This window comes from Clostridioides sp. ES-S-0001-03 (genome assembly GCF_020676075.1).
Lineage (GTDB): Bacteria > Bacillota > Clostridia > Peptostreptococcales > Peptostreptococcaceae > Clostridioides.
Map to the genome: position 1 here is coordinate 1 of NZ_JACVWJ010000007.1, position 12786 is coordinate 12786.

General features: G+C 30.1%; 12 protein-coding genes and 1 rRNA gene. All 13 read right to left on the minus strand.

Features of this window, described 5'->3' with window-relative positions:
• Positions 1-62 (minus strand): 16S ribosomal RNA (locus IC174_RS14650); the annotation flags it as partial.
• Between the two features lie 286 nt (positions 63-348).
• Positions 349-543 carry a hypothetical protein gene (locus tag IC174_RS14655; RefSeq protein ID WP_227483267.1) on the minus strand — a complete coding sequence of 65 codons (195 nt, stop codon included), beginning with the start codon at positions 541-543 and terminating at the stop codon, positions 349-351.
• A 308-nt stretch (positions 544-851) separates the two neighbouring features.
• Positions 852-2384, minus strand: a complete 1533-nt coding sequence (gene lysS / locus IC174_RS14660; RefSeq protein WP_227437517.1) for a lysine--tRNA ligase — start codon at positions 2382-2384, stop codon at positions 852-854.
• A 14-nt stretch (positions 2385-2398) separates the two neighbouring features.
• Entirely contained in the window at positions 2399-2878 is a 480-nt protein-coding gene (gene greA, locus IC174_RS14665; RefSeq protein WP_021386470.1) for a transcription elongation factor GreA, read from the minus strand.
• Positions 2879-2986: 108 nt separating this feature from the next.
• Positions 2987-3955, minus strand: coding sequence for a tRNA dihydrouridine synthase DusB (dusB, locus tag IC174_RS14670; RefSeq protein WP_227437519.1), 969 nt, complete (start codon positions 3953-3955; stop codon positions 2987-2989).
• Positions 3956-4091: 136 nt separating this feature from the next.
• Positions 4092-4862 (minus strand): type III pantothenate kinase, encoded by a 771-nt coding sequence (locus IC174_RS14675; RefSeq protein ID WP_227437521.1) that lies wholly within the window; start codon positions 4860-4862, stop codon positions 4092-4094.
• An 18-nt stretch (positions 4863-4880) separates the two neighbouring features.
• On the minus strand, positions 4881-5471 hold the full coding sequence (locus tag IC174_RS14680; RefSeq protein WP_227483268.1) for an ECF transporter S component: 591 nt from the start codon (positions 5469-5471) through the stop codon (positions 4881-4883).
• A 196-nt stretch (positions 5472-5667) separates the two neighbouring features.
• Entirely contained in the window at positions 5668-6627 is a 960-nt protein-coding gene (locus IC174_RS14685) for a P1 family peptidase (RefSeq protein ID WP_227483269.1), read from the minus strand.
• Positions 6620-7597 carry a biotin--[acetyl-CoA-carboxylase] ligase gene (locus IC174_RS14690; protein WP_227483270.1) on the minus strand — a complete coding sequence of 326 codons (978 nt, stop codon included), beginning with the start codon at positions 7595-7597 and terminating at the stop codon, positions 6620-6622. The genes IC174_RS14685 and IC174_RS14690 overlap by 8 nt, the downstream gene beginning before the upstream one ends.
• A 318-nt stretch (positions 7598-7915) precedes the next feature.
• The gene (gene ftsH / locus IC174_RS14695) at positions 7916-9886 is read right to left on the minus strand and encodes an ATP-dependent zinc metalloprotease FtsH (RefSeq protein WP_227437529.1); all 1971 of its coding nucleotides are present in this window, start codon (positions 9884-9886) and stop codon (positions 7916-7918) included.
• A gap of 33 nt (positions 9887-9919) precedes the next feature.
• Positions 9920-11308, minus strand: a complete 1389-nt coding sequence (gene tilS / locus IC174_RS14700) for a tRNA lysidine(34) synthetase TilS (RefSeq protein ID WP_227437532.1) — start codon at positions 11306-11308, stop codon at positions 9920-9922.
• A 182-nt stretch (positions 11309-11490) separates the two neighbouring features.
• Complete coding sequence (locus tag IC174_RS14705; protein ID WP_413927195.1) at positions 11491-11919, minus strand: DUF1934 domain-containing protein; 429 nt, start codon at positions 11917-11919, stop codon at positions 11491-11493.
• Positions 11920-11936: 17 nt separating this feature from the next.
• Positions 11937-12743 (minus strand): glutamate racemase, encoded by an 807-nt coding sequence (murI, locus tag IC174_RS14710; protein WP_227437535.1) that lies wholly within the window; start codon positions 12741-12743, stop codon positions 11937-11939.
• Positions 12744-12786: the final 43 nt, after the last annotated feature.

Here is a 12786-nt window from a genome sequence, read left to right on the forward strand (position 1 = left end):
ACTTGCATGTGTTAGGCACGCCGCCAGCGTTCATCCTGAGCCAGGATCAAACTCTCAAATAAAAGTTTATCAGGCTCAGATACTATTGTTATCTAAATATCTGGCTTTATGGTTTGTTTCTTGTTTTTATAAATTAACCTACTGTTTAATTTTCAAAGTTCATTTTTCATGTTTGCCCTTTTCTTGGGGACAAGTAATACTATATCACCTTAAAAATAATTCGTCAATACTTTTTTTGTTTTTTATTTTAAAAAAGGTTATAACTCTTTGTTTTTTTTAATACTTTTAACTAAAACTAACAGATATAACCCTTGATATTACAAGTAACACATGCATATACAGTTTTTCCTATTTTGCAATTTTATTTTCGTAAGAATATGAGTTGGCTCTGACTCTATCTGCCCAAACATTTATACTCTTAACTTTATTAACCTTAGTTGTACTTTCAAATATATCCATTGCATCCTTACAAAAATATACCATAACATCAAGAACTAAAAATCCAATACAAACTAAACATAAAAAATCAATTACTTGAAACATCACACATTCCCCCAATAATTTTTTATATATAGTATTCTCAAAAATTATTCCTTTTTCCTTCCCAAAAATTACTTTAAATATTTTCATAATAAATTACTTTCAATCATATTTTCTAAATATAAAGTTCCAATCAACAAAAACTAATATCAATTTGTAACGTTTGTTGGTAATTTATAAATTAAATACATGAAAACTTCTTTAGAACATATAAAAAGCATTCTACATTGACATTTTAAATAAAATAAAGCTATTTATTGATAATTTAATAGCTCTATTTTATTTAAAACTTAGTAGAATGCTTGTATTTTTTATTTTTCTTCTTCTTCTTTATTTTGATTATTATCAATAGGTTTCATAGTAGGGAATAATAATACATCTCTTATAGATGGAGAATTAGTTAATAGCATAATAACTCTATCTATACCTATTCCTAGTCCACCTGTAGGAGGTAAACCTACTTCTAATGCTTTTAAGAAATCATCATCCATCTCAAAAGCTTCATCATCACCTAATTCTCTTTTTCTCAATTGGTCCATAAATCTTCCTTTTTGGTCAATTGGGTCATTAAGCTCAGAAAATGCATTAGCTAACTCCCATTTATTAGCAAAAGCTTCAAATCTATCAGTTCTTCTTGGGTCTTCAGTATTTCTCTTAGATAATGGAGATACTTCAACTGGATGATGTGTTATAAATGTTGGTTGGATTAATTTATCTTCTCCAAACTCTTCAAAGAAAGCATTTATTACTTCCCCTCTTCTCATTCCAGGCTTTATTTCTATTCCTTTTTCTCTAGCAACTTCTAATGCTTCTTCATCTGTATTTATTGCAGAAAAATCTACGCCAGAATATTCCTTCACACAATCTTCCATAGTCATTCTCTTCCAAGGAGGTGTAAAGTTTATTTCTGTTCCTTGATAGTTGATTATCATGCTTCCTGTAGCAACTTCAGCCATATGTGCAACAACATTTTCTGTTATCTCCATCATATCAGTGTAGTCTGCATATGCTTGATATAATTCTATAGCAGTATATTCAGGATTATGTTTTAAATCCATACCTTCATTTCTAAACATTCTTCCCATTTCATAAACTTTATCAAATCCACCAACAATAAGTCTCTTTAAGTATAATTCGTTTGCTATTCTTAAATACATTGGTATATGTAAAGTGTTATGGTTAGTTATAAAAGGTCTAGCATTCGCTCCACCAGCTATAGTATTTAATATTGGAGTCTCAACTTCTAAAAATCCTCTGTCATCTAAATACGCTCTCAATGCCTTTAATGCTTTCGTTCTAATTAAAAAAGCATTTTTTACTTCTGGGTTCACTATTAAATCAACATATCTTTGTCTATATCTTAATTCTTGATCTTTTAATCCATGATATTTTTCTGGTAAAACTTGTAAAGATTTGCATAATAATACTACACATTTAGCCTTTACAGATATTTCGCCCCTTTTAGTTCTAAATATTTCCCCTTCAATACCAACTATGTCTCCAATATCATATGTTGAAAATACACTATATTCTTCTTCCCCTATAGCATCTAATCTTACATAAGATTGAATTCTTCCTTCTTGGTCTTGAATATCTATAAAACCAGCTTTACCTTGTATTCTCTTGCTCATGATACGTCCTGCTATTTTTGTAGTTTGACCTTCAAGAGTTTCAAAGTTATCTTTTATTTCCATAGAATAATGAGTTCTATCATATCTACTTTCTTTGAAAGGGTCTCTACCTGATTCTTGTAATTTTTTTAGTTTATCTCTTCTTACTTGAAGTACTTCACTAAGGTCTTCTTGAATTTGTGCTTCTTCATTGCTTTGTTGATTATTTTTCATTTTTTTCCTCCAGATTATCTTCTTATTTCTAATATTTCAAACTTAGCAACTCCATCAGGAACTTGCACCTCTACAACCTCTTTAACAGCTCTTCCTAAAAGCGCTTTTCCTACAGGAGATTCGTTTGATATTTTGCCATCATATGGGTCTGCTTCTGTTGAACCAACTATAGTATATTCAACATCTTCATCAAATTCTAAATCTTTAACTTTAACTATTGAACCTATTGTAACAACATTAAGGTCTATTTTGCTTTCATCTATGATAACAGCTTTTCTAACCATATTTTCTAATTTTAAGATTCTTTCTTCAACCTGTGCCTGTTCCTTTTTAGCTTCATCATACTCAGCATTTTCAGATAAATCACCAAAAGATATAGCAACCTTTATTCTCTCTGCAACTTCTTTTCTCTTTACAACCTTTAAATTCTCTAATTCTTCTTCTAATTTATCGTATCCCTCTTGTGTCAATAAAAACTCTTTATTCTCTTCCATTATAAATACAACTCCTTCACAAATTTCTTAGGAATTTTCCTAATTATATTTTAAAATTTTTATAATCTTTTTTTAATTTATGCGCTATATTATAAGTCACTATTATTTTTATGTCAAGGAGTCTTCCATATAGTACTCCAATTTCGACACAACTTCTTGATAGTCTTCTATTTTATTAATTTCATCTCTTAATCTTGCAGAGTTTCTAAGACCTTTTAAATACCAAGCGATGTGTTTTCTCATTTCCCTTACAGCTACATACTCTCCATGTTCTTCTACTGCAAGCTTTAAATGTTTAATGGCAGTACTTATCTTTTCGTTAAGAGTTGGCTCTGGTAAAATCTCGCCTGTATTCATATAATGGTTTATTCTTTTAAATATCCATGGGTTACCCTGAGCACCCCTACCTATCATTATAGCATCACAACCCGTTTTGTCTAACATATTTATTGAATCTTCTATTGTAAATACATCACCATTTCCTATAACAGGTATATTTAAATTTTTCTTAATATCTGCAATTATATTCCAGTCTGCTTTACCTGTATAATATTGCTCTCTCGTTCTTCCATGTATTGCTAAAGCACTTATTCCACAAGCTTCTGCTATCTTTGCTATCTCAACAGCATTTATACTATTATCATCCCATCCTTTTCTTATTTTTAAAGTAACTGGTTTCTTTGAATTCTTCACTACTGCCTTTAATACCTGCTCTGCAAGTTTAGGATTTTTCATAAGTGCTGAACCATCCCCATTTTTAACTACTTTTGGAGCTGGACATCCCATATTTATATCAAGGATTTCATTTGGATATTCGTTCATTATTTCTGCTGCTCTTCCCATAAAATCTGGCTCAGAACCAAATATCTGAACAGCTACAGGATGTTCTTCTTTTTCTATCTTAAGCATTTTTTTAGTATTTTCATCATCATAGCAAAGTGCCTTACCATTTATCATTTCTGTATATAAAAGTCCACATTCTTGTTCTTTACAAATTAATCTAAATGGAAGGTCTGTTACCCCTGCCATAGGTGACAGAAAAACTTTATTTTTTAATTCTAAATTTCCTATTTTCATCGTTTTTCTCCTATTTTTTCCTTTGTTTTTGTGATTTTATTTCTAAATCTGCATTTCCTCATTATAATATACCACATAACACTAAAAAACTATCATAAAAAGGGAACTGGATATATAATCCAATTCCCTGTATTAATTATTCTTGGTTTTTTTCATATATTATTCTTAATCCTTCTAGCGTTAAAAAACCATCTACATAATCTATACTTTTTGTTTCTGAAGCAATTAGTTTAGCTAGCCCACCTGTAGCTATAACTTTAACATCATCACAATTTAATTCTTTTTTCATCATATTTATTATTTTATCAACTAAACCTACATATCCATAAATTATGCCAGATTGCATAGCCGATACAGTACTTTTACAAATAGTCATACCTGGTTTTGCTAATTCTACTCTAGGCAATTTAGATGCACTTTGGAATAATGCCTCACTAGATATCTTTATTCCTGGTGCTATTGTACCCCCTAGATATTCACCTTTTTCAGAAATAGCACAAAATGTAGTTGCTGTTCCAAAATCTACAAGTATACTTGGTGCCCCATATTTTTCTATGCCTGCTACAGCATTAACTATCCTGTCTGCTCCAACTTGTTTTGGATTATCATATTTTATATTTAGACCTGTTTTTATGCCTGGACCTACTATCAATGGATGCTTTTTACAGTATTTTATACAAAAATTTTCAAGAGAATGCATAACGTTTGGAACTACAGATGATATTATTACATCATCAATAGCATTTATATCCACATCATCATACTTAAATAAGCTACTTATTAGAATTCCATATTCATCAGATGTTTTTTCCTTATCTGTTTTAATTCTCCAATAATTAACTAACTTGTCACCTTTATATATACCTAAAACCATATTAGTATTTCCAACATCAAATACTAGAAGCATATGTCATTAACCTTCTTTCTATTTTTTGCTTTTCTTAAGTACAGCAGCAACGGCAGCTACTACTAAAGCTCCTACTATTGCTTCTGGTACTCCATTTGCTGCGGCAAGAGCCATTATAACCTTTCCTGCTGAACCATTTTGACCCATTGCTTGAAGATACTTGTCAGCATATAAAACATATATCATTCCTAAAACACCAGCTGTATTTAACAAAGAACCTACAGCTCCTGTAATTAATCCAGATATGTATACCTTACTTGTAGCATTGATTATTAGTTGATATACATAATAAGCCAATATACCTATCATAACTCTTGGCAATATTGAAACTAATGGATTTATAAAAACAAAAGATGTTACTGTTGGGTTTACTATAGCGTTTAAAAGACTTGATACTCCAAATATAAAGCCTATTGCTGCCCCAACTATTGGTCCTTCCATAATAGCTCCAATAATAACTGGTATATGCATTATAGTTGCTTTTGTAGGTCCAACTGGAATAAATCCCAATGGAGTCATAGATAGCATAATAGAAATAGCTGATAGTACCCCTATTATAGTCATCTTTCTTACATTTACTTTTCTTACTGATGCACTTGTATTCATCATAAAAAATACACCTCCGTTCCAGCTCACTAACGATGCCGGACTACTTAATTTTTTGATTTTTCTTACTCTTGTTTCTTATCATTATGAGTCAGGCTACTACTTTCAGGATGCCTGCTCTAACAAGAATAATTTTATCAAGATGAGTTGTCATTGTCAACAATTTGACAAGAAAAATATGCTAATTTCATCATATTTCTCATTTTTTTACTATGTCTTTATATGCTATTATATTTTCTACACTATCAGCTTTTTTTACTGCATTTATTATACTTTTTTCCACAGCCTCTACAGCCAATGAACCTAATAACGTTATATCTGCTTCTATTTCACCTTTTGACATTGTGAATATTGTATCTCCATCATGAGGTGTATGGATAGGAAAAATAGCTTTTGCATACCCATCATGACCCATTTGAGATATTTTTTTACATTCAGCTTTAGTCAGTTTAGCATTCGTAGCTATAACTCCAATTGTAGTATTATCTATACTAAATCCACCTTTACTTGCACCTTGTTTCATCAATTTATATGTATCAATTGTTTCTGTTTTTTTATCATTTAAGGCGCCTGCTATAACCTTACCATCCTCATAAACATCTCCAAGAGCATTTACAGCAATTAATGCAGATACAATCAATCCATTATCTAGTTTTATAGAATAACTTCCTATTCCACCTTTCATAGCATATTCTTGCCCTCTTATCTTTCCAACAGTAGCTCCACATCCTGCTCCATAATTACCTTGATTTAAAACAGTTGTATTTGCCGCCTCACAAGCTTTATAACCCATTTGTATATCTGGTCTACACTTAAAATCTCCTACTCCTAAATCAAATAAAACTGCTCCAACAACTATAGGAACTTTTCCAACTCCAACATCAAAACCAATTCCTCTTTCTTCTAAGTATCTACTTACTCCACAAGTAGATTCAAGACCATATGCAGAACCTCCTGCTAAAACTATAGCATGAACTTTTTGAACCATATTTACAGGGTCTAATAAATCGGTTTCTCTGGTTCCTGGAGCCGACCCTCTTACATCAACACCACAAACTGCACCTTCTTCACAAATCACTACTGTACATCCAGTCAGCCCTATTCTATCCTCAACTTGCCCAACCTTTAAACCTTCTATATCTAAAATATTATCATACATATCCATTTTCTCCTCTTATAGAAACTTCACCTGAAACAATTTCTTTTACACTTCCATCACTACCCTGAACTACTAAGTTACCATCTTCATTTATATCTAAGCATTTAACTAATTCTTTATCATTTCCTTTTAGTACATATATATTCTTATCTATAATAGCAGAATAATCTCTACATATTTTTAAAGTTTCTTCTTTTGAGTTATTTGCAATATAATCTAAATATAACTTTTCAAATTCAGCCAATACATTTCTGACAATATCTACTCTAGACAATTTGTATCCTTCTTTATACAATGAGGTAGCTTTCTCAGCTATTTCTGAATCAAAGTCCATTATTTTAACATTTATTCCAATACCAAGAACAACATAATTTGTTCTTTCAATCTCAGCAGACAATTCTGTTAGTATACCACATATTTTTTTCCCATTTAAAATAACATCATTTGGCCATTTTATCAAAGTCTTTGCCCCTAGATTATTTAAAGCTTGTGTTACACTTGCTCCTGCTATTAAAGTTATAAATGGTGCTTTAAGCGGTTCCATATCTGGTTTTAGAATAATACTCATCCAAATCCCTTCATGGGGTTTGGAATCCCAAGTTCTTCCTAATCGTCCTTTTCCCATATTTTGATGTTCACTTAAAATCACAGTTCCATCTATACTATTCACAGCCACTCTTTTTGCGTATTCATTAGTTGAATCTATAGTATCAAGATGCTCAATATTCTTACCAATAAACTCTGTATTTAATTTATAGTAGATATTCTGTGGACTTAATAAATCAGTTGGATTTTCTGTTAATCTATAACCTTTCTTATTTACAGATTCTATATTATATCCCTCTTCTTTTATAGCTTTCATATGTTTCCATATAGCTGCACGTGACACACCTAATTGCTTTGACAACTCTTCACCCGAAATAAACTCAGATTTATTATTTAATATAATTTCTATTATCTTCTCTCGCATACTTCACCTCTAATATGATATGATTTCATGACTTCTTTTCTTCTAATAAGTAATTATACATTATTAATATATTTTTAATACTACTAATTTTAAAATTCCTTTTTAATATATTATCATAAGTAAACTTATATACCCATACCATTAATTCCCATAGCTTAATATTTTGCCTAATCTTTGCTAAAATCACAAAAAAAACTGAAAGTATTAATTAGATTGATATATGCAAATATACTTTGTTTATCAATTTAACATTATACTTTCAGTCTTAATATTTAATCCTTAATAGATAATACTCTTAAAATAATCAATATTTTAAAATTATTTATCTTCATCAGATTTATTTTCTTGATTTTTATTTATATCAACAACATTGTTTCTTTCTTCTCTATCTTTTTCTAGATTTATAGTTAATTGCTCTTCATTTTCTTTAGGAGAATTTTCCTCTGTAATTGCATTTTCAATATCATTTAATGGTAATTCTTTATTAAATGCTTTTATAAATTGATCTGCATCTAAAGTTTCATAGATAAGTAAGGCTTGTGCTACATACTCCAGTCTATCCATGTTTTCTTGTAATATACTTCTTGTCTTATCATATGCACCATCAACTATACGTTTTGTTTCTTGGTCTATCTCAAAAGCAACCTCTTCAGAATAGTTTCTCTTACTTGAAAAACTATTACCTAAAAATACTTCATCATCACTGTCAAATGACATTGGACCAAGTTTAGAACTCATTCCATATTTTGTTACCATACTTCTTGCAGTAGCTGTAACTCTTTCTAAGTCATTTGATGCTCCTGTAGACACATCTTTTAGCACTAACTCTTCTGCTACTCTACCTCCAAGTAAAACTACTATGTTCTCTTTCATCTCATTTTTAGTAGCATAGAACTTATCTTCAACAGGAAGCTGCATTGTAAATCCTCCTGCTCTTCCTCTTGGTACTATTGTAACTTGATGAACAGGACTTACTTCCTCAAGTATATGAGCACAAACTGCATGCCCGCCTTCATGATATGCTGTAAGTCTTCTTTCTTTTTCACTTATTACTCTCGATTTCTTAGCTACACCTGCTATAACCTTTGTTATAGCTTCTTCTATAGTTTCCATCTTAATTTTCTTTTCTCTTTTTCTAGCTGTTAGTATTGCAGCTTCATTCATTAAGTTTTCTATATCAGCAGGAGTAAATCCTGGTGTTCTTCTAGCTAATACATCCATTTTAACATCATCATTTAGCGGTTTATTTCTTGAGTGAACTTTAAATATAGCTTCTCTACCTTTTACATCTGGTGTACCAACAACTACTTGTCTGTCAAATCTTCCTGGTCTAAGTAAAGCTGGGTCAAGTATATCTGGTCTATTTGTTGCTGCCATGATTATTATACCTTGGTTTACTCCAAATCCATCCATCTCAACTAGAAGTTGATTAAGAGTTTGTTCTCTTTCATCATGACCTCCACCAAGACCTGCTCCTCTCTTTCTACCAACTGCATCGATTTCATCTATAAATATTATAGCTGGAGCGCTTTTTTTAGCTTGCTCAAATAAATCTCTTACTCTTGAAGCCCCAACCCCAACAAACATCTCAACGAAATCAGAACCACTTATACTGAAAAATGGCACTCCTGCTTCTCCAGCAACTGCTCTTGATAGATATGTTTTACCAGTTCCAGGAGGTCCTACCATAAGCATTCCTTTTGGTATCCTTGCCCCTAATTCAATATATTTCTTAGGATTCTTCAAGAAGTCTACTACTTCTTGTAAATCTTCTTTTTCTTCATCCAATCCAGCTACATCTTTAAACGTAACTCTAGTTTTTTCATCATCCTTATGAACCTTAGCCTTTGACTTACCAAAGCTCATAACCTTTCCGCCTCCACCTTGAGACTGATTCATAAATACAAACCAAAGAATTACCATAAAGAATATTAACAGTAATGTAGGTAGCATCTCAACAAACCAAGGTGTAGATGGTTTAGCTTCACCACCAAATGTTAATTTTCCAGCCTTAGCTTGATCTAACACTTCATCTGCAAGTTTATCTCCCATTATTTCTGTTGGAACATATGATTTAAACTTTGTATTTGTATCTTTTATAGTACCTTCTACAGAAGTTTGATTTACAAAGTACAATCTTGATATATTCTCATCTGTTAATTCCCTATATACTTGGGAAAATTTTAAATCTTTTATTTTTTCTGTAGGCTTACCTGAGAATTGAACTATACCTACTATAATTATAAAAACAAGTAGATAAAAACCTGCCCCTTTTAGCAACTTATTCAATATAGAAGCCCTCCTTTCATACATTGCTTTGCCCTATAATTTGTTAAAATTAATTTTTAATACTTCTTTTGTGCTTTCATCAATTTTATAATTCTCACTGATTTTATAATCTCCAACACATATTATTCCTTCACTATCTGTGATTATAGGAATTTTACATCTTTCTTCTCTTGGGATTTTTAAATCTATGAATAAATCCTTCACTTTTTTACTTCCCATAGCAAGTTTTATCTTATCACCTTGCCTTCTGCTCCTTATTACTATACCCCCTTTTACCTTATTAAAATCAAACCCTTTAGATGAATTGTCTAATTTCATACTCTTATACCTATCTATACTCATTACTTGGGTCTCAATAATTTGTTTTAATTCTTTTATTTTTATAAACCCATTACTAGGTATATTGTAATAAAATTCAATTTCCTCACTAACAATTTCCTCATTGGTTAATATTATACTGTCTTTTTTTCTATAAACAAATATATTTCTCGGAAGAGTTATCATTTTATTTACTTTTGAATCACTTTCTAAAGACATTATGTCCTCTATATGTTTTTGATCAACAAAATTAGTATCTCCTAGTATATGTTTTATAGAATTTCTAAGAACCCTAACTTTGATAGCATCATGTAAGCAAATAAAATCTTCTAAATTTATCTCTACAAAGCTCTTTTCTTTTATATTTGAAACTTCTCTAAATTTAGCTTCTGCCTCTTTCTCAATATAATCGTTGTCACTTTTTAAGCTATTGCTCATCCTCACTATAGATTCTATTACATTTGAATTAAAATTATCCTTCATATATGGTAAAAGGTCTAACCTTATTTTATTTCTAGTGTATATGTTTTCTAAATTTGTTTTATCTATTCTAGGATTTAAATTATAAGCCTTACAATATTCCTCTATATCTATTCTCTCTACATCCAAGATTGGTCTAATTATACAGTTATCTCTAATATAATCAATTCCTTTTAACCCTTTAAGACCTGTTCCTCTCATAATACGCATCATGACAGTCTCAGCTTGGTCATTGAGATTATGGCCTATAGCTATTTTGTTAGCTTTAATCTTATCCTTAATTTCATAAAACATTTCATATCTTAGCTTCCTTGCTCCTTCTTCTAATGATAACCCCTCATTTTCACAATATTTTGGTACATTAATAGACTTTACAAAGAATACAATTCCCATATCCTCACAAAGCTTAGATACATATAATGCATCTTTTTGAGCTTCTATTCCTCTTATTTGATGATTTAAATGTGCTGCATATATTTCTATATTAAAATCTTTTTTTAATCTATTTAGTACATGCAATAAACAAACTGAATCAGGTCCTCCAGAAAGACCCAAAACTATTTTATCGCCTTTTTGTATTAAATTATGTTTATTTATAGTACTTAGTACCTTATCAAATATCATATTTATCCCTCTTACACTTAGTTTTATTCACTTTTAAGTATACTTTCTATAAAAAAACGCTAAACCCTTGTATCAATTTTAAGAAATTAAAGTTTAATATAAATATAATAATACCAAATAAATTAAATAAAAGGTAGTTTTTTCACTACCTTTATAAAATTTCTGGAAAATAGCTATAGTTATTATTTAATATCTATGTATATATCTATTTTGTTTCTACCTAAAAATAAATCTTGCATCTTTATATTATAGTCTATTTTCAATTTTATGTGTTCCCCTTCTTGTATATTTATATCCAATTCTCTTGTGTCAATATCAATTAATAAGGTACCTTGTGGGGTTACATATTTTGTAGTACTGCTTTCTCCACATTTAAACATCATAGTTGAATTAATAGAACCAAACTTTTTAATACTAACTTCATTTTTAAGTATTTTTATAGTATTAGTTATTTCTATATTGTCTTCTTTTTCCTTGTAAATAACATATATTCCATCATTTTTATAAAAAATTTTACCAAAAGTAGTCATCTCTATGGTGTCCATATTACCTTTTTCATCATATTGTCTAGTATTTATGCTTATTTTTACACTCAACGATTTTTCCTCCATAGACTTCTTCATATAAACTAATATTTTTGTATCTCCACTTTTTGAATTTTATCAATTTTTTTCTTTAAAAATTCTTTCGCTATATCTGAAAATTTTTCATGTATGTCTGATACATAATATTGATAAATTCCATGAGCTTCTTTGCTATTTATAATGTTTCTTTCTTCTAAAATCTTTTTTAAATCTTTAGCTGTCTCTTTAGCTGGATTAACCAATTTTATGTGTTCTCCAACCTCTTCACCTATTGTTCTCTTTAAAATAGGATAATGAGTACATCCTAATACCAAAGAGTCTATATTCTTATCTTTTAATTCTTGTAGATATATCTTTGCTGTTAACTTAGCTACTTCTGTGTTAGCCCATCCTTCTTCAACAATTGGTACAAATAAAGGACATGCTTTATTAACAATTTCTATATTTTTATCTATTTTAGATATTTCTAAATTATATGCCTTTGAACTTATAGTTCCTTCTGTTCCAATTATACCTACAGTCTTGTTTTTAGTGGAACTTACAGCTGTCCTAGCACCGGCTTCTATAACTCCTATTATTGGTATATCATATTTTTCTTGAGCCTCTTTTAAACTTCTCGCAGTAGCAGTATTACAAGCTATAACTATAGCTTTTACATCCTTAGTTTTTAGAAAATTTATAGCTTGAAAAGTATATTTAATTATAGTCTCCTTAGATCTCGAACCATATGGTATTCTAGCAGTATCTCCAAAATATATTATATCCTCATTTGGTAATATCTTCATTATTTCTTTCAAAACCGTCAATCCGCCTAATCCCGAATCAAAAACTCCTATTGGTCTATTGCTCATTTTTATACAACACCTACTTTACATTTTTGTGTTTAACAACATC

Excerpts from the sequence above, each read along its gene's own strand:
- IC174_RS14655 (WP_227483267.1), bottom strand. The coding sequence starts at position 543 with ATGTTTCAAGTAATTGATTTTTTATGTTTAGTTTGTATTGGATTTTTA.
- lysS (WP_227437517.1), bottom strand. The coding sequence starts at position 2,384 with ATGAAAAATAATCAACAAAGCAATGAAGAAGCACAAATTCAAGAAGAC.
- greA (WP_021386470.1), bottom strand. The coding sequence starts at position 2,878 with ATGGAAGAGAATAAAGAGTTTTTATTGACACAAGAGGGATACGATAAA.
- dusB (WP_227437519.1), bottom strand. The coding sequence starts at position 3,955 with ATGAAAATAGGAAATTTAGAATTAAAAAATAAAGTTTTTCTGTCACCT.
- IC174_RS14675 (WP_227437521.1), bottom strand. The coding sequence starts at position 4,862 with ATGCTTCTAGTATTTGATGTTGGAAATACTAATATGGTTTTAGGTATA.
- IC174_RS14680 (WP_227483268.1), bottom strand. The coding sequence starts at position 5,471 with ATGATGAATACAAGTGCATCAGTAAGAAAAGTAAATGTAAGAAAGATG.
- IC174_RS14685 (WP_227483269.1), bottom strand. The coding sequence starts at position 6,627 with ATGTATGATAATATTTTAGATATAGAAGGTTTAAAGGTTGGGCAAGTT.
- IC174_RS14690 (WP_227483270.1), bottom strand. The coding sequence starts at position 7,597 with ATGCGAGAGAAGATAATAGAAATTATATTAAATAATAAATCTGAGTTT.
- tilS (WP_227437532.1), bottom strand. The coding sequence starts at position 11,308 with ATGATATTTGATAAGGTACTAAGTACTATAAATAAACATAATTTAATA.
- IC174_RS14705 (WP_413927195.1), bottom strand. The coding sequence starts at position 11,919 with ATGGAGGAAAAATCGTTGAGTGTAAAAATAAGCATAAATACTAGACAA.
- murI (WP_227437535.1), bottom strand. The coding sequence starts at position 12,743 with ATGAGCAATAGACCAATAGGAGTTTTTGATTCGGGATTAGGCGGATTG.